Raw genomic sequence first — 18672 nt, forward strand, 5'->3', positions numbered from 1 at the left:
TGCAAATCTGCACTTTTATTTACTATTCTTCAAATTCTTCTCTCAGAATTCTAATAACATCCTGTATGGTTTCTTCTTCCAAATCTGTTCGCTTAACAAGATCCTTAACATCTTGTTCCAGAACACTTTTGGCTGTATCCATCCCTGCTTTACTAAACTCTTCTATGATCCATCCTTCTATTTCATCTGAGAACTCTCTTAACTCCACATCTTCTTCTGCTCCTTCTCTAAACACATCAATCTCATATCCTGTTAACTGACCGGCTAATCTAATATTATGGCCACCTCTACCTATAGCTTTACTTACCTCTTCCGGTTTTAAAATAACTTCTGCACGCTTAGTATCTTCATCTATTTTAATAGAGCTTACCCTTGCCGGACTCAAAGCTCTTGTGATAAATAACTGCAAGTTATTCGTATAGTTAATCACATCAATGTTCTCATTACCCAATTCGCGGACAATACCATGAATTCTTGATCCTTTCATACCCACACAGGCTCCTACCGGGTCAATTCTATCATCATATGAATCAACAGCCACTTTGGCTTTTTCTCCTGGTATTCTCACTACATTTTTAATGGTGATCAGGCCATCAAAAACTTCCGGAATCTCCTGTTCAAATAATTTTTCTAAAAATACAGGGGAACTTCTGGACATGATTATGGTTGGTTTTGCTCCTTTTAGCTCCACACTATCAATAACTCCTCTTACATTATCTCCTTTTCTAAAGAAATCAGACGGGATCTGTCTGTCTTTTGGCAATACAATTTCATTGCCTTCATCATCCAATAATATCACGGCTCTATGGCGAATATGGTGTACTTCTGCCGTATAGATCTCTCCTACTAAATCTTTAAATTGCTTGTAAATTATAGTATTGTCATGTTCATGAATTTTAGAGATCAGGTTTTGACGTAATGCTAAAATAGCACGTCTCCCTAAATCAACCAACTTCACTTCTTCTGACACATCCTCACCTACTTCAAAATCGGGTTCTATTTTACGAGCTTCAGATAATGAAATTTCCTGGTTAGGCTCCTCTACGTCTCCATCTGCAACCACAATTCTATTTCTCCATATCTCTAAATCGCCTTTATCCGGATTTACAATGATATCAAAATTATCATCATCCCCGAATTTTTTCTTTAGAGCACTTCTAAATACGTCTTCTAAAATGGCCATTAACGTTACTCTGTCAATTAGCTTATCGTCTTTGAATTCTGAAAATGATTCAATTAACGCGACATTCTCCATATCTCTTTTAAATTAAAATTTAATCATAACTTTTGCTTCTACTATATCCTTATAAGGAATATGTGCTTCCTTTTTTACTGTAACTTTACCTTTACCTACCGGCTTTGGCTCTCTGACCTTCCATTGCAATGTAATAGCGTCATCAGTGGCTTCAGCAAGCACACCTTCTATCTCTTCAGAACCTGTTTTCACCTTAAGGGTTCTTGTGACATTCTTTTTATACTGACGTTGATGCACCAATGGCGATGCGGCACCGGCTGACATGACTTCTAAAGAAAAATCTTCTTCTTCTCTGTCTAAATGATGCTCAATAGCCCGGCTTACAAACATGCAATCTTCAACCAAAACGCCCTGATCTCCATCAATAATAACCTTGATATGATTCTCATTATTAACGGTAAAATCAATAAGAAACAAATCCGGCCTTTCATTCAAAGCTCCTTCTAATAATTCTGTGACTTTGGTTTTAAACATTTTTTAGTATAAAAAGAGGGGACTTCCCGTCCCCTCAAATCTTTAATTTTGCCTTTCAACGGTGCAAATATATAACATTTTATTGATTTTTAAAGGATTATTTCATAAATTTAAGTACACCAGAGAACCTTATTCACCATGAAAAAAATACTTGTTCCCACCGATTTTTCAGATCAGGCAGAAAACGCTTTAAAAGTTGCTGCTCAATTAGCCAGAAAACACAATTGCGAAATCTATTTATTGCATATGCTTGAGATTCCCCTACAGGAAGTAGACCCCTTAAACTCGCATAGCAGTTTACCTGAAGCTGTCTTTTTTATGAAACTGGCTCATAAACAGTTTGAAGAATTAAGGGATAAAATTGATTTACAAGGCCTGGTGATCCATGAAACTGTAGATTTCCAGGAAATCTTTAAAGGGATCTTTCATGTGTGTAAAAAGAACGCTATTGATCTGGTTATTATGGGGTCAAACGGTGCCAGTGGCCTCAGGGAAATGCTTATTGGAAGCAACACCGAAAAAGTGGTTAGAACCTCTGACACTCCGGTTCTGGTGGTTAAAAAAGAACATCAAAAATTTAAGGTGGAGCATTTTGTTTTTGCCTCTGATTTTAAAGATGAAAGTATAGAAACCTATAAACAGGCTATTGAATTTGCCAATATTCTGGATGCCAAAATCCATTTGCTTTTGGTTAATACACCTAACAAATTTATTACCACTGAGCGTGCCAACACCCGTATAAACGATTTTATAAGTACATCCCGGTTTTCAAATTACACTATAAACATTTATAATGATCTTACTATTGAAAAAGGCATCATGAACTTTTCCCAAGGCATTGGCGCCGATTTAATAGGCATGAGCACCCATGGCCGGCGTGGCATCTCTCATTTTTTTAACGGAAGCATTAGCGAAGACCTGGTTAATCATGCCAAACGCCCAGTGATTACGTTTAAGATATAGGCTTTTTTAACCAATATAATTATAATGTTGTTCTTTGTTTAAGGTTGCTTCGGCTAAATTCAGCACAGGCTTCTCGCCCAACAATCTACTTTACAAAACAAAAAACCCTAACTACTTTCGTAATTAGGGTTAAATTAACGTTGGCCTACTAGGGCTCGAACCTAGACTCTTCTGGACCAAAACCAGACGTGTTGCCAGTTACACCATAGGCCAATGTGCAATTGAGGCTGCAAATTTAATACAAAGTTTTATTTTCGCAAGCATTTTTTTAAAAATAATCCTGAAAACTTAACGTTTACTTAAAAACATTTGCCGTACCATATTTATTATTAAATTCGCCAAAGCAAATAAACACAGATATCCATGGCACATTTTGACTATAAAAAATGGAATACCATTTTAGGCTGGTTCTCTTTTTTAATAGCACTTATAACTTACAGCTTAACTGTTGAACCCACAGTGAGCTTTTGGGATGCGGGAGAATATATTCTAACCTCCGCTAAATTACAGGTAGGGCATCCGCCGGGAGCACCTCTATTTCAAATGCTGGGCGCCTTTTTCTCTATGTTTGCATTTGAACCTTCCCAAGTTGGTTTTATGATGAACATGATGAGTGCCGTTGCCAGTGCCTTTACCATCTTGTTTATGTTTTGGACCATTACCTTACTGCTTAATAAACTGGTGGTTAAAAACGAAGCGCTTTCCCCAAGCAAAGCCATAGCCATTTTAGGAAGTGGCTTAGTAGGGAGTTTAGCCTTTACATTTACTGATTCTTTTTGGTTTAATGCCGTTGAAACCGAAGTTTACGCTATGGCCACTTTAATCATGTCTGTGTTATTCTGGCTAGGCTTACGTTGGGAGCAGGATATGCACAAGCCACGTGGTAACCGCTGGCTTATATTAATAGCCTTTATTATCGGGCTTTCTTTTGGGGTTCATTTTATGGGCTTACTGACCATTCCTGCCATAGGGCTTTTGTATTACTTTAAAAACTACAAAACCATTACCATTAAAAACTTCATCATAGCCAATGTGGTTTCTGTTGGTATTTTATTATTTGTTTTTAAACTACTTGCACCTAACATTTTAAAAATATTCAGTGCTTTTGAAATCTTTTTTGTAAATACCGTAGGACTTCCTTTTAATTCGGGGTCAATCATCGCGGGTATCTCATTGGTCGCCCTAATATATTACGCCTTAAAATATACCCGTCAAAAACAATATATACATTTAAACACCGGGATGCTTTGCATCACTTTTGTTATTATTGGTTTTTCAACCTGGCTAATGCTCCCTATTAGAGCTAATGCCAATGTGGTTATCAATGAAAACAACCCTAACAGTGCCAGAGAACTATTAGCCTATTACAACCTGGAGCAGTACCCGGAAACGCACTTATTTTACGGCCCCCAGTTTACAGACCAATATGCCTATTTAGACGAAAATAATCCGTACATAGACGACAAACCCAATTATGAAAAGGATGAGGCTAAAGGAAAATATGTTATTGTAAACGATTATAAAAATGCCAAGCAAAACTACAACTCAAAACATGCTTCTTTTCTTCCACGTATGTGGAGCCCGGAGCATGCCGAAAACTATATGATGTTTTCCGGGTATTTAAACTTTAAACTGAAGTCGGAATACCAGATGGAGAATGAATTGCGTTCTGCGGTTGCTAATTTTAAAAATGATGTGGCTCGTGGTAATGTTGATTATGAAGATTACCATAACTTTTTAAAACAATTTAAAGAGTATATAGATATTGAAAAACCATCACTGGCCAGAAATATTGCTTATTTACTGGAGTACCAGTTGGGCTATATGTACTGGCGTTATTTTATGTGGAATTTTGCCGGAAGACAGGACGATATCCAGGGGCGTTATGACAATCATGGTAATTGGATAACCGGTATAAAACCTATTGACGAGTGGCATTTAGGCTTATCTCAAGACAATTTACCTAGTGATGTTAAAAACAATAAAGCCAGAAACACCTATTATTTGCTTCCGCTTATTTTAGGACTTATTGGATTTTTATTTTTATTGAATAAAGACAAAAACAGGTTTTGGGTCATGTTGGTATTTTTCTTATTTACCGGAGTGGCCATTCAGGTCTATACCAATGTGCGTCCTTTTGAACCCAGAGAACGAGATTACTCGGTAGTAGGATCGTTTTACGTATTTGCATTATGGATAGGTTTTGGGGTTTATGCGATATATGATACTCTTAAAAAATATATCCCTAAAAAATTAGCAGCCCCCTTAATTACCATCGTTTGCTTAATATTGGTTCCCGGTATTTTGGCAGCTAATAACTGGGATGACCATGACCGGTCCGGTAAATACACCGCTCAGTCCATGGCCAAAAAATATCTGGATTCCTGTGCTGAAAATGCCATCCTGTTCACCATAGGCGATAATGACACCTTTGCCCTTTGGTATGCCCAGGAAATTGAAGGCTACAGAACCGATGTTAGAGTGGTCAATACCAGTTTATTTCAAACCGATTGGTATATAGACCAAATGAAACGCAAAGCGTATGAGAGTGATCCTATTCCTTCACAGCTTACCCATGATTTATATAAATACGGCACCAATGATTATATTGTCATTCAGCAGGTTATCAAAGACACTATGGATGTGAAGCAATTTTTAAACTTTGTTTCCAGTGATAACCCAAAAACAAAGTATAAGTACGTTTTACAGCAAAATGGTGTAGACTTATCTCAGGTTAGAAATCAGGATGCCAATGCCACTTACATGCCGACACCTTATTTACGAGTTCCTGTCAACAAAAACAATGTATTAAATTCCGGAATTGTAAAACCAGAGCATGCGGATGACATTGTATCTCATATTGACATTAAAGTCACCGGTGGCGCACTCTATAAAAACAGGTTGTTAATGCTGGATATAGTAGCTAATAACGAATGGAAACGCCCAATTTATTTTACGGGAGGAAGCTTTGGTGATGATGACTATATCTGGATGAAGGATTACCTACAATTAGATGGTATGTGTTACAAATTAGTTCCTATTAAAACACCTGTTAATAAAGCTAACCCTTTTGATATGGGACGCGTTGATGCCGATTTAATGTATGAAAAAGTTAAAAAATGGGATTGGGGAAATAGCGGTAGCCCCGATATTTACCATGATGTAGAAACCCGCAAAAACTCCATTACCTACAGGGGCAATTTAGCACGCCTGGCCGAACAGTTACTCAATGAAGATAAATTGGATAAAGCTGAAGAAATAGCAGATATAGCTATGGAAAATATGCCGGTGGAATACTTTGGTTATTACACCCTTTTAGAGCCTTATATCGGTATTTACTACGAAGCCGGAAATAAGGAAAAAACACAGCAATTATTTAAAGATGTAGCTCAAAAATATCAGGAAAACCTGTTCTATTACAGTTCACTTGAAATCCAGAAGCAAGAGCGTTTATTTGAAGATATTTATACTGACATTCAGCGTTACAAAGCCCTAGTAGATGTCTTGTTAAGATATGACATTGAATTTGCTCAATCTGAGGGTGATATATTCAACAACTTCCTAAGGTCCTTTAAACATTTTTATGGCGAAGAGGACTCTTTGGAATCAGAACGGACAGATCTTGATATTCCAACGGATAGCAATGGTGCTCCATTAGAGCATGACAGCACGAATTAATTCGGATTAAGGCATGACCTTAACACCTGTAAAAACACCTGTAGTTGTAAAAAAAATGTTCCCAAATTATATTTGGGACATTGCTACTACTGAGAACGTTATTTATTTAACCTTTGATGACGGCCCAACCCCGGAAATCACCAACTGGACTTTAAATGTTTTAGAAGCTTATAAGGCCAAAGCTACTTTTTTCTGTATCGGTAAGAATATTGAAAAGCATCCGGATATTTTTCAGAATATTTTAAATAACGGACATGCTATAGGTAACCATACTCAAAACCATATCAAAGGCTGGAAAACAAAAACCAAAGATTATTTAAAGAATATTGAACTGTGTGAATATGCTCTAAAGTCCCGGCTTCCTGATTCATCAGCCATCAGCCACCAAACTTTAGCGACAAGCTTATTTCGTCCGCCATACGGACAAATAACCCCAAAGCAAGGTAAAAAACTTATAGCGTTGGGTTACAAAATAATCATGTGGGATGTGTTGTCTTTTGACTGGGATACTAAGGTTGATGAAGAGACCTGCTTAAATAATGTAATTGAGAAAGCATATAGCGGCAGTATTGTAGTATTTCATGATAGTGTTAAAGCGTCAAAAAACATGCAATATGCGCTTCCAAAGATTTTGGAGTATTTTAGTAACAAAGGCTATACTTTTAAAGCTCTGTACACCTAAGTTTAAAGATATTCCTGAACTATACCTATAAGCGTATTGGCATCCTGCTCACCGCTTTGCCGCCATTTCATTTCGCCATCCTTATAAATAATAAGCGTAGGTAAGCTTTTTACCCGCAAAGCATCAGCAAGTTCCTGATTTTTATCAACGTCAATTTTTATCACTTTAGCCTTGTCTCCAAGTGCCGCAGCAACATCTCTTAAAACAAGATGCATAGGCTCTGACTGGTCATTCCATTCTGTATAAAAATCTAACAAAACAGGAATTTCGACATCTATAAGTTCCCCGAATTTCGACATACTTTATTGTTTATTAGTCAAATACACTTTTACAAACCTACGTATTTTTTTCATATTACCTACAATTACCATAGGATATCAAATACATACCTCAAGTATTATTATAAAAATAAGCAATTTCTGTTCAAGTGCAACATTAAATAATGATTAAGCATTTAAGCTCCCTTTTTTAAGCTCTATGACCGTAATCTCAGGCCAAATCCCTACACGACCGGGAAATGCTAAATATCCAAAACCCCTGTTTACATTAATATACTGCCCTAGTTCTTTATAAATTCCGGCCCAATATTTATAACGCCATTTCACAGGACTCCATTTAAACCAACCCGGAATCTCAATTCCAAACTGCATCCCGTGGGTATGCCCGCTTAAAGTCAGGTGATAATGATAATCATCATGAATAACCTCCTTTTCCCAATGGGACGGGTCATGACTCATTAATATTTTAAAATCATCTTTTTGCACATGTGCGGACGCTTTCTTCAAATCTCCCGCTTTCTTAAATCCACCGGCGCCCCAATTTTCCACACCAACCAAAGCAATGCGTTCGCCATCCCTTTCCAGGAAACGATTTTCATTCAATAGCAGGTCAAACCCAATGTCTTTTTGTAAAAGCTTCAGGTCTTCTAAATTTTTGCGTTTAACATCTTCTGATTCCCACTTTACATAATCCCCATAGTCATGATTTCCTAAAACAGAATACAATCCGTCTTTGGCTCGTAGTTTACCAAACACCTCCTTATAAGGCACTAATTCTTCCGCTTTATTATTTACAATATCTCCGGTAAACAATATCACATCACTTTCCTGCTCGTTAATCAGGTTTACTGCATATTTCACCTTATCCATATTATCAAAACTTCCCGAGTGAATATCACTGATTTGTGTTAGCTTATAACCGTCAAAAGCTTCCGGTAAGTCTTCAAAATGAAGGGTATATCTTAAAACTTTATAGTTGTATTTTCCTTTGTAAATACCGTAAAGAATCGAGGCAAAAGGAACCGCTGCCAACCCTAAGGCTATTTTAGAGATAAAGCCTCGCCTGGAAGGTAAATAATTTCCTTTGGCAGCACTGCCTTCAGTAAAATATCTGAAAATAGCCTGAGGCACCCTAAAGATATCTTCTGCAAACATAACACCCAATAGTATCATTTTGGGTACTAACAATGCAATAAAGAACCCAAAAGCATAAGCCTGGGCATTACCAAAATCACCTCTGTTTAAGTTAAATATCCGAAATACAAAATTACCAATAACTAAAAGTGACAACACCCAATATATGATATTTAACCATAGATTTCTAGAAACTGTCTTAAAAGCCTGGTAAGCATAAATATCAATTATTCCGAAGATAATTATAAAAATAATCCAGCGTAGCATAGTCTTTTTATCAAATATAATGGTAATCTAAGTTACAGTTAAAAAAAACCAGATTTATTTAACTTATAGTTAAGATTTTAATCCTAATCACTCAACGGCCTTCAATATATCTTTGATAATACGCTTATCAGAATAGCATGTCACTGCATCATCAAAAAACCTGATACTATTCATAGGAACTTTAGGCTGTTCATCCATTACCTCTATGGTAGTAGCTGAAACATGGATTTCAGTAAAACCAGCCTGTTTGAACAACGCTGCATTACCAGAGTTAATACCTCCACCGGGAAGTATCTCAATAGCTCCTTTAGACAATGCATGTAATTCTGAAAGTAGTGCCATCCCTTTTTCAGCTGAAGTTTGCTGACCAGAAGTTAATACGCGATTAACACCAATTTCAATTAATTGCTGCAAAGCTTCTTTAGGGTTTGGCACCCAATCAAAAGCACGATGGAAAGTAAAATCTAAGGGTTTTGAAAGTTCTACCAATATTTTGGTTTGTTCAACATCAACACTATTATCGGCATTTAAAATTCCGGACACTATACCTTTGCAACCTAAGCGTTTACACATTTCAATATCTTGCTTTATAATAGCAATATCTTCTTTAGTATAGGTAAAACGCCCACTTTTAGGTCTAATTAATACATATACAGGAATAGACAAAGCTTTAACAACCTGTTTTATCAACCCGTATGATGGTGTTATGCCACCAACAGCCAGTTCAGAACATAATTCAATTCGATGAGCCCCAGCTTCCTGCGCATTGATAGCTGATTGGTAAGAGTTAGCACAAACTTCAAGAAGCATAAGTATAGTATTTTAGACTACCAAATTCTGAATTATAAATCAAAAAATCAAAAATAGTTTTGTAGCTTTGATTTCTTTGTCTTGTATAGGGTGCAATCAGGGAGTGTTTTTAAGTCAACAGACCATGTTAACCTCTCAATAGTACTCTATTTAAGATGTTTAAATTCATTATAACACCATTTTGATACAATGCCTGATCAAAAACGCCTTTTTTTAGTTGATGCTTATGCCCTTATTTTTCGCGGTTATTATGCTTTTATAAAAAACCCCAGGATCAATTCTAAAGGAGAAGACACTTCAGCCATAATGGGCTTTATGAACTCTTTATTGGATGTTATTAAACGTGAACGCCCCGATCATTTAGCCGTTTGTTTTGATAAGGGCGGAAGTGCAGACCGCGTTGAAATGTATGAAGCCTACAAAGCCAATAGAGACGAAACCCCCGAAGGTATTAAAACAGCTGTTCCTCATATTTATAACATTTTGAAGGCGATGCACATCCCCATTATGGTAAAGGAAGGCTATGAAGCTGATGATGTTATTGGCACACTTTCACGTCAGGCAGAAAAAGAAGGTTATAAAACCTATATGGTAACCCCTGATAAAGATTTTGCGCAATTAGTTACTGAAAACATATTTATGTACCGCCCCGTATTTGGCGGAGGCTATGAAACCTGGGGCATTCCTGAGGTTCAGAAAAAATTTGAGATAGAAGATCCTTTACAAGTCATAGACTTTTTAGGTATGATGGGAGATTCCAGTGACAACATTCCGGGACTTCCGGGTGTTGGAGAAAAAACCGCTAAAAAGTTTTTGGCTCAATTTGGAAGCATGGAAGGCCTGTTGGCCAATACAGATCAGCTAAAAGGCAAGATGAAGGAAAAAGTTGAAGCCAATGGAGAGCTCGGGTTGCTTTCAAAAAAGCTGGCGACCATTATGCTGGATGTTCCGGTAGAATTTAATGCCAAAGACTTTGAATTAGATCATCCTGATATTGAAAAAGTTAAAGATATATTTCAGGAATTAGAATTCAGACGACTAACTGATAATTTCTTAAAAACATTTGCTACCGAAAGCACAACAGACAGCACTCCTGAAACCTCGGGTACAACAGAACAAAAAGATATTAAAGCCACTCCAAAAGAAATAAAATCTGCCGGAGCAGGTCAGTTTTCATTGTTTGGAGCAGATCCGTCCAACGAAGCAGAAACTGTTTCAGAATATACCAGAAAAACAGCTGACACCTCACCTCATTTTTATCAAAGCGTGGCTTCTGGTATGGCCACAAAATTGTTCATTAAAAACCTAATGAACCAATCTTCAGTATGTTTTGATACGGAAACTACAGGTATCAATCCTATTACTGCAGAATTGGTAGGTATAGCCTTTTCCTGGGAAATTGGCAAAGGGTTTTATCTGCCTTTCCCGGAAGATAAAAATAAGGCTCAGGAATTAATTGAGCTATTGCGTCCATTCTTTGAAAATGAACACATAGAAAAAACAGGTCAGAATTTAAAATACGACATTAAAGTTTTAGCCAAATACAATATTGAAGTAAAAGGCAAATTATTTGACACCATGTTGGCGCACTATCTTATCAATCCGGACATGCGCCATAATATGGATGTGTTAGCCGAAACGTATTTAAACTATACCCCTATATCTATTGAAACGCTTATTGGCAAAAAAGGAAAAAACCAATTGTCGATGCGTGAGGTACCCTTAGATAAGCAAACCGAATATGCCGTTGAAGACGCAGACATTACCCTGCAGCTCAAAGCACATTTTCAAAACGAATTAAATCAGGCCAGCACCCAAAAGTTATTTGACGAAATTGAGATTCCGTTGCTACGTGTTTTGGCGGCCATGGAATTAGAAGGGATAAACTTAGACAAAGCGTTTTTAAATAGCCTATCCGAAGAATTAGACCGGGACATCAAAACTTTGGAAAGTAAAATTTACACTGAGGCCGGTGAAGAATTTAATATTGCATCTCCAAAACAACTGGGAGTTATTTTGTTTGAAAAACTAAAGTTGGTAGATAAACCTAAAAAAACAAAATCAGGGCAATACTCCACTGCCGAAGATGTATTAAGCTATTTAGCCAAAGACCATGAGATCATTCAAAATATATTAGATTTTAGAGGACTATCAAAACTAAAGAGCACCTATGTTGACGCTTTACCAGTCCAGGTAGAAGATACTACCGGTCGTGTTCATACGGATTACATGCAAACTGTTGCAGCTACCGGGCGTTTAAGCAGTAACAATCCAAATTTACAGAATATCCCCATCAGAACAGAACGTGGACGACAAGTGCGTAAGGCCTTTATTCCAAGACATGAAGACTACACCTTATTAGCTGCCGATTACTCACAAATAGAGCTTCGTATTATTGCAGCTTTAAGTAAAGAAGAGACTATGATATCGGCATTTAAAAACGGTGAAGATATTCATGCCTCTACAGCGTCTAAAGTATTTAATGTCCCTATTGAAGAAGTCACCCGCGAGCAACGAAGCAATGCCAAAACTGTGAACTTTGGTATTATTTATGGGGTTTCGGCCTTTGGATTAAGTAATCAAACCAACTTATCCAGAGCAGAATCTAAAGCATTAATAGACACCTATTATGCCACATATCCCAAACTGCGGAATTATATTAGCGACCAGGTTGATTTTGCCAGAGACCATGGCTATGTTCAAACCGTTTTGGGACGCCGACGCTATTTAAAGGATATCAATTCCAGAAATGCTGTAGTGCGCGGGGCTGCAGAACGAAATGCTGTAAATGCACCTATTCAGGGAAGTGCCGCAGATATTATTAAAATAGCCATGATCAACATTCATCAAAAGCTAAATGAAGGCAACTTTAAAACCAAAATGTTATTACAGGTACATGATGAACTGGTATTTGACACATATAAACCAGAATTGGAAACCATTAAAGCTCTGGTAAAAACCGAAATGGAAAATGCGTACAAGCTGGACGTGCCTTTGGATGTTGATTTAGATATTGGTGATAATTGGCTGGAAGCACATTAAATATTTTAATAAAACAATTATAAATTTATTATAAATGGAAAAAGTTACCTGTAGTAAATATGCATTACATTTTTTAGGCAGTTTTTTAACAATTGTAGCATTATCTTTTTTAGGCTGTAAAGAGAAAAACACAAATGCTCCTATTGAACAAAGTACTACTGTTGACTCAAGATGGATTTCATTATTTGACGGGAAATCCCTAAAAGGATGGAAACGGTTTAACGCAGACAGCATTGGCCCTATTTGGAGTGTAGAAGAAGGCGCAATAAAATGTGATGGTAAAGGGCATGGTGAAGGCAGTGGTGAATATGGAGGTTCTTTAATCACCATAAAGATGTTTGAGAATTTTGAACTTGAACTAGAATGGAAAATATCTGAAGGGGGAAATAGCGGAATAATGTATCATGTCATTGAAAAACCGGAATATAGTCACGCCTATGCTACAGGGCCAGAATATCAGATAAGAGATGATAAAAATGCAAAAGTACAAATCCCAGATAGGCTGACTGGCGCACATTATGGAATTTATGCAGCATCTGATGCTAAAAAACTTAACCCCATTATGGAATGGAATTCATCAAAAATAATTTATAACAAAGGACATGTTGAGAATTGGCTCAATGGAATAAAAATTATTGAGTTTGATGAAAATAGCAATGACTACAAGGAACGATACAAAAAAAGCAAATGGGCTTCTGGAAAATACCCTGATTGGAACACGTATAAAAAAGGGGCAATTGCACTTCAAGATCATGGTGCAAAAGTGTGGTACAAAAATATTAGAATTAGAAAACTATAATAATACAACTAATAAATAGCTCTAATTTTCAAATTTCAATCTGTGCTATTGCAGACCCGTAATGAATTGGTTTTTGACATTTATAAACCAGAATTGGAAACCATAAAAAGTGTTCTCCGTTCTCTTCATTTATATCTTCAACAGGAAGATTATTCAGTGTTTTAGATTTATGTTTTATTTAAATACCTTAGCTTAAAACATGACACCTCTATAATCCCCTCTAGGGGATATTTACAAAGGTAAATCAGTTGGGTTGTCCCCTTGAGGGGACTTTAGGGGTGTTATCTAAGGGTATAAAAAAATGAGAAACAAAATAATCCCATATGACCCAAGTCTGAAGCAACTTGCCAGACAATTAAGAAAAAACAGCACATTACCAGAAGTACTACTATGGCAGAACATAAAAAAACGTGCCTTTGGTGTACAGTTTCACAGACAAGTTCCCATGCTAAACTATATTGTTGATTTTTATTGTCATGAAATTGGTTTGGCTATTGAAGTTGACGGAAGTAGTCATGACCACAGTTTTCTTTATGATGCAAAAAGACAAGGAGAACTAGAAAAGTATGGTGTTAAATTTCTGAGGTTTTCAAACCATGAGATTAAAAAGAATATGTTTAGTGTCTTGTTAGTCATTAAAGAAACTGTGAAAGAACTGAGTGAATAGTTTTAGGTATCCTATAAAAACACCCCTATAATCCCCTCGAGGGGATATTTGGAAAGAATTATCTCCCTTAAAGAACATAAAAACACTTTTAATTATGACAATTGAACAATTAGTAAACAAATGGTTTGAAGTCTGGGAACGTGGTGATTTTGAAAATATTCCCGTTTCTAAAAACTTTTCACATACAAGCCCCTACGGCACAATTAACGGAAAAAGCACCTATCTCAATTTAATAAAGGACAATAAAGATCAATTTTTAGGTCATACATTTGTTATCCATGACATGATTTCTGAGGATAATAAAGCCTGTGTTCATTATTCAGCTATTAAAGAAGATTTTAAATTGAATGTCAGTGAATGGCATTATAGCAAAAACAATCTCATAGAAAAAATAATAGCCCATTATCATATTGGTAATATTAGAGAAGATAAACAATTAAATAACCTTTAAGACAATTCGGCTTTTATTTCTAGAGATTATCTATATCCGGTTTTATGGTCACCGTAACCGTAATAGAAACATCTGTTATAAAGCTTACGGGATTATCAGAAACAGTACCATGATACACAAAGCCAATTGATCTGAACTTGGAAATAGCATTATTAACTTTGGAAAAATCCTCTTCTATAGTGAATACGGTATTATTAAAATCTGCCTGTGCCAGGTTAGTTACTGCCGTATCATAAGATTCAACCGATTGACCTGTGGAGAACGTTATTTGCCCCTCTACCATAGCATCAGGGTTGCCTTCAACATTTTTAAAAAAATAACGTATACTATTGATTTCAATTTTTGTTATCTCATCCGGATCACCAAGAAAATCAACAATATTAGGATCTTGTGCAAAATCCCAAAACCCCATGTTTGATTCAAAGCTCACTGTTTCATCAGATGAACTGGCATGAGGAACATCAACTTCTAATTCGGTTATAAAAGTAGACTGTACTTCAAACTCTTCTTCAAACAGTTCTTCCAAATCTTCACAACCAAAACTCAGTCCCAAAAATAATAACCATACAAAAACACTATAAGGCTTCATAACTATTAAGGTATTAACATTTTAAGTAAAATTATAACACCTTCTCAATCAATCAAATACCTAATTATAGGTATTTGATGCTCTAAAAACTGTTAATAGCTTTGTTATAAAACCTTTACAGTCATGAAATCAATTTCTTTATCTCTCATCTTCATCACCCTATTTACAGCAAGTATATCTTCTCAAAACATCGGGCTTAAGGATATTGTTCAAAAACGATCAACCGAATTTAATGCCACTGTCAGAGCAGATCAGTATGGCGGTAGCATAGCCTTTAACCGAACGTACAGAACCAATTGTGTTGGTACATATGATATTAGCTGGAAATTCAATAAAAACATATCACAGCTACAAAATGGAGAACAATTTACTATAACCATAACCTGCCGGAACTGTAGAACAGCATGTGGCTATAAGTGGTCAATTGCTAACGTTTATGCCGCAAATAATGTTAGAAGTATTGATAGTTACCCTAATTACACCTACAATTCCAATATAACACAGGTAAGCACAACAGCAGCATCATCTGGTGTACATGACTGGTATCCGGGACATAGATCTCATACCTATACCTTTGTTTACAACAAGAAGAAGAACACTCCTTTAACAGCCTTCGTATTTAATTTTGCAAAGCATAAAGTATATTATGTTTTTGAAGAAGGCGCCAGATCAATGGGCTCTAAGCCCGTTAATTGCCATACCCTATTCGGCCTTGGAAAACTTGTGTATGGTTTGGAATTAGGTGCTTATGAAGGTTATGGTTGGGAATGGATGAACACTACTATAGGGTATGCTCTTGAGCACATTGAAGCTTCAAATTGCTTAAGCAATACCTACCTTACAGACCTTAAACGTCGTATTTATAATTCTGCCAATACAAAAGCTTTTTTGAATGAAATCAGGTCATACTCCCGAAAACTTGAAAGTGAAATTAAGAGCTCATGCGGTTGTTGTGCTACGTGTAAAAATTAAAACTTGTATAACTCATTATTATGTATCTTTAAGATAAATTCTTTAAACTATCTTGAAAAATAATTTGCTTTTCATAGTACTATTCTCATGTTGTTTTGCCTTTGGACAAAGTAACCAGATAGATAGTTTAACTACCAAGCTTAAGGAAATCACTACACCTCTTGAAAAGGCAAAGCTAAATTTGCTGTTAGCCAATGCCTATGAAAGAATTGATTTAAACAAAGCAAAAGTTTTTGCCTATAAGGCTTTAAAGTTTCATAAGAATGATTCTTTATTAGCAGAAACCAGTAATCAACTTGGTCGGTTTCATTTTTTTACAGCAAATTTAGATTCTGCTTCGTTTTATTTTAGCGAGGCAAAAACCCTTTTAAAAAAAATCAAAGCAGAAAAACGTGCTGCTATAATAAATATTAGTTTAGGGGCTATTGAGTTACGTAAAGGTAATTATGAAAATACCATAAAAATTCTAACAGAAAGTGCTTCTTTTTTTGAACATAATAATGACGCCCTTAATGCAGCAAAATGTTATAGCAATATTTCAAGTGCCTTTGCTGAGTTAGACAACTTTGATAAGGCTATTGAATACAGTGAAAAAGCACTTACTGTATTCAACAAAAATAATTTAACGCAATTTCAACTCATTACACTTCCTAACCTGGCAACACAATATTTTAAAAAAGGAGACACCTTAAAGGCTGTTGATTATTATCATGATGCTGAAACTATAGCAAAATCAGTAAATGACAATAGATCTCTTTCAATTATTTATAACAACCTGGGTAATATTTATTTAAACAGTGATATTAAAAAATCTGAAGCATACCTGTTACAGGCCCTTGCGTTAAAAACCAGTCTAAATCTGCGTTCCGGTATAGGGATTACTAAAAGTAACCTAGGTTATATTTACTTAAAAAAGAAAGATTATAACAAAGCTGTTATCCTTTTAAGTGAAGCTGAACCTTTAATTAAAGGCAAGCAACTAAGCTCTATATACGAATACCTATCTAAAAGTCACAAAGGGTTAAACCATTACCCAAAAGCATTAGAGTTTGCTGAAAAAGCAAAACAATTAAATGACAGCTTGCTAAGTGCTGAAAACCAAAAAACCATTCTGGATATTCAGACTAAATATGAAACTGAAAAAAAAGAAAAAGAAATCCTGCAACTCAAAGCAGATAACCTGGAAGTCAATTACAAACGCCGTCAAAACAGAAATTTGTTATTTGCAACGCTAATAGCTTTGATAGTAGCCATTTTTGGAATATCCATGATTTTAAAGAATGCCAAACGCAAACGTATTATCATGGAACAAAACCTTACTATCCAGGAACAAAATTTCAATCAACTACTGAAATCACAAGAACTGGAAGGTATTGATGCCATTTTAGATGCACAGGAACAAGAACGCAATAAAATGGCTGCTGATCTTCATGATAATCTTGGCAGCAAAATAGCTACGCTCAAACTTTATTTAGAGAGTTATGATGAAAATGATTCGTTTTCAAACTTCTATCAAAAGCTCAAATCCCTAATGAATGAAACCTACTCAGAAATAAGAAGCATAGCCAAAAACAAGAATTTTGGTACGCAAATAGACAAGGGACTTATTCCTTCTACAAAAAACATAGCCAAACAAATCTCCTATTCGAACAAGTTAGACATCAAAGTTATTAATGTTGACGTTAAAAACAGAATTGAAAATACTTTAGAAATCCAGTTGTTCAGAATAATTCAAGAGTTATTGACCAATATTATTAAGCATGCCGATGCCACTGAAGCAATAGTACAGTTTTCTGAAGATGAAAATGTTTTAAATATCATTGTAGAAGACAACGGAAAAGGGTTTGATATGAAACAGAAACGCATCGGTACGGGGCTAATCAATATAGAAAGGCGTGTGGATAAAATCAATGCTGAACTGGTTATTGACTCTTCAGAAGGAAGCGGAACAACAGTAATTTTAAATATTCCATTGTGACCATAAAAATTCTTATTGTAGACAATCATCAACTATTTATTGATGGTATTAAATCTATCTTATTAAAGGAGATGGGCATGGATATCATTGCCGAAGCAGTCAATGGATTAAAAGCATTGCAATTACTGGAAAAAAATCTAAGACCAGACATTATCATTACAGACATACGAATGCCGGTTATGGATGGTGTTGTACTCACAAAAACACTTACCAAAACTTATCCTAACATCAAGGTTCTGGCCTTAAGCATGTATGATCAAACTCCGGATGTTATTGAAATGTTAGATGCTGGTGCAAAAGGATATATTACTAAAAATATTGACAAAACAGAGTTGATTAATGCAATTCACACTATAATTAAAGGCGATTATTTTTTTAGCAAAAACCTACCTCAGGATATAAAAGATTGGTTCAATAAAAAGCGTATGGACCATAAAGCCCAGCTTACCCGGCGTGAAAAGGAAATTCTAACTCTACTTGCAAAAGGGCGAACCTCCATGGAAATGGCTAAAGCACTAAAATTAAGCAAATTCACTATAGATACTCACCGTAAGAACATCCATAAAAAATTAGGAATCAAAACCAATGCCGGCCTGGTTAACTATGCCATTCAAAACTTATCTTAAGTTTATG

General features: G+C 35.8%; 16 protein-coding genes and 1 tRNA gene. 10 read left to right on the plus strand and 7 right to left on the minus strand.

The window, feature by feature from the left end:
* Nucleotides 1-22: 22 nt before the first annotated feature.
* Nucleotides 23-1255 carry a transcription termination factor NusA gene (nusA, locus tag VOI54_RS02230; RefSeq protein ID WP_326281100.1) on the minus strand — a complete coding sequence of 411 codons (1233 nt, stop codon included), beginning with the start codon at nt 1253-1255 and terminating at the stop codon, nt 23-25.
* Nucleotides 1256-1267: 12 nt separating this feature from the next.
* Nucleotides 1268-1729, minus strand: coding sequence for a ribosome assembly cofactor RimP (gene rimP / locus VOI54_RS02235; RefSeq protein ID WP_326281101.1), 462 nt, complete (start codon nt 1727-1729; stop codon nt 1268-1270).
* 138 nt (nt 1730-1867) lie between these two features.
* On the opposite strand from rimP, the gene VOI54_RS02240 reads away from it, so the two are divergent.
* The gene (locus VOI54_RS02240; protein ID WP_326281102.1) at nt 1868-2692 is read left to right on the plus strand and encodes a universal stress protein; all 825 of its coding nucleotides are present in this window, start codon (nt 1868-1870) and stop codon (nt 2690-2692) included.
* A gap of 140 nt (nt 2693-2832) precedes the next feature.
* On the opposite strand, the gene VOI54_RS02245 is transcribed toward VOI54_RS02240, so the two are convergent.
* Nucleotides 2833-2905 (minus strand) — tRNA-Gln (locus VOI54_RS02245).
* A 150-nt stretch (nt 2906-3055) separates the two neighbouring features.
* Between VOI54_RS02245 and VOI54_RS02250 the strand changes: the two genes are divergently transcribed.
* Both VOI54_RS02250 and VOI54_RS02255 read left to right on the plus strand, forming a co-directional pair.
* Nucleotides 3056-6370 carry a glycosyltransferase family 117 protein gene (locus tag VOI54_RS02250; protein ID WP_326281103.1) on the plus strand — a complete coding sequence of 1105 codons (3315 nt, stop codon included), beginning with the start codon at nt 3056-3058 and terminating at the stop codon, nt 6368-6370.
* Nucleotides 6371-6383: 13 nt separating this feature from the next.
* Nucleotides 6384-7052 (plus strand): polysaccharide deacetylase family protein, encoded by a 669-nt coding sequence (locus tag VOI54_RS02255; protein ID WP_326281104.1) that lies wholly within the window; start codon nt 6384-6386, stop codon nt 7050-7052.
* Nucleotides 7053-7054: 2 nt separating this feature from the next.
* Here the strand turns inward: VOI54_RS02255 and VOI54_RS02260 are convergent, their stop codons facing one another.
* From VOI54_RS02260 to VOI54_RS02270, 3 genes are all read right to left on the minus strand, one after another.
* Nucleotides 7055-7351, minus strand: coding sequence for a thioredoxin family protein (locus VOI54_RS02260; protein ID WP_326281105.1), 297 nt, complete (start codon nt 7349-7351; stop codon nt 7055-7057).
* A gap of 147 nt (nt 7352-7498) precedes the next feature.
* Nucleotides 7499-8731: a metallophosphoesterase gene (locus VOI54_RS02265; protein ID WP_326281106.1), complete on the minus strand. Its 1233-nt coding sequence runs from the start codon at nt 8729-8731 to the stop codon at nt 7499-7501.
* Nucleotides 8732-8818: 87 nt separating this feature from the next.
* On the minus strand, nt 8819-9541 hold the full coding sequence (locus VOI54_RS02270) for a copper homeostasis protein CutC (protein WP_326281107.1): 723 nt from the start codon (nt 9539-9541) through the stop codon (nt 8819-8821).
* Nucleotides 9542-9730: 189 nt separating this feature from the next.
* On the opposite strand from VOI54_RS02270, the gene polA reads away from it, so the two are divergent.
* From polA to VOI54_RS02290, 4 genes are all read left to right on the plus strand, one after another.
* Entirely contained in the window at nt 9731-12583 is a 2853-nt protein-coding gene (polA, locus tag VOI54_RS02275; protein ID WP_326281108.1) for a DNA polymerase I, read from the plus strand.
* Between the two features lie 34 nt (nt 12584-12617).
* Nucleotides 12618-13382 carry a 3-keto-disaccharide hydrolase gene (locus VOI54_RS02280; RefSeq protein ID WP_326281109.1) on the plus strand — a complete coding sequence of 255 codons (765 nt, stop codon included), beginning with the start codon at nt 12618-12620 and terminating at the stop codon, nt 13380-13382.
* 301 nt (nt 13383-13683) lie between these two features.
* Nucleotides 13684-14049 (plus strand): endonuclease domain-containing protein, encoded by a 366-nt coding sequence (locus VOI54_RS02285; RefSeq protein ID WP_326281110.1) that lies wholly within the window; start codon nt 13684-13686, stop codon nt 14047-14049.
* Nucleotides 14050-14143: 94 nt separating this feature from the next.
* Nucleotides 14144-14500 carry a nuclear transport factor 2 family protein gene (locus tag VOI54_RS02290; protein WP_326281111.1) on the plus strand — a complete coding sequence of 119 codons (357 nt, stop codon included), beginning with the start codon at nt 14144-14146 and terminating at the stop codon, nt 14498-14500.
* 19 nt (nt 14501-14519) lie between these two features.
* Here VOI54_RS02290 and VOI54_RS02295 read toward each other — a convergent pair whose 3' ends face one another.
* Nucleotides 14520-15089, minus strand: coding sequence for a hypothetical protein (locus tag VOI54_RS02295; RefSeq protein WP_326281112.1), 570 nt, complete (start codon nt 15087-15089; stop codon nt 14520-14522).
* A gap of 123 nt (nt 15090-15212) precedes the next feature.
* On the opposite strand from VOI54_RS02295, the gene VOI54_RS02300 reads away from it, so the two are divergent.
* Genes VOI54_RS02300 through VOI54_RS02310 form a run of 3 tightly spaced genes read left to right on the plus strand, consistent with a single transcriptional unit; the run spans nt 15213 to nt 18665 of the window.
* On the plus strand, nt 15213-16061 hold the full coding sequence (locus VOI54_RS02300; protein ID WP_326281113.1) for a hypothetical protein: 849 nt from the start codon (nt 15213-15215) through the stop codon (nt 16059-16061).
* A 52-nt stretch (nt 16062-16113) separates the two neighbouring features.
* Nucleotides 16114-18039, plus strand: a complete 1926-nt coding sequence (locus VOI54_RS02305; protein WP_326281114.1) for a tetratricopeptide repeat-containing sensor histidine kinase — start codon at nt 16114-16116, stop codon at nt 18037-18039.
* On the plus strand, nt 18036-18665 hold the full coding sequence (locus VOI54_RS02310; RefSeq protein WP_326281115.1) for a response regulator: 630 nt from the start codon (nt 18036-18038) through the stop codon (nt 18663-18665). The genes VOI54_RS02305 and VOI54_RS02310 overlap by 4 nt, the downstream gene beginning before the upstream one ends.
* The last annotated feature ends 7 nt before the right edge of the window (nt 18666-18672 follow it).

The organism is Alterotamlana spongicola (assembly GCF_035818475.1).
Classification (GTDB): Bacteria; Bacteroidota; Bacteroidia; order Flavobacteriales; family Flavobacteriaceae; genus Cognatitamlana.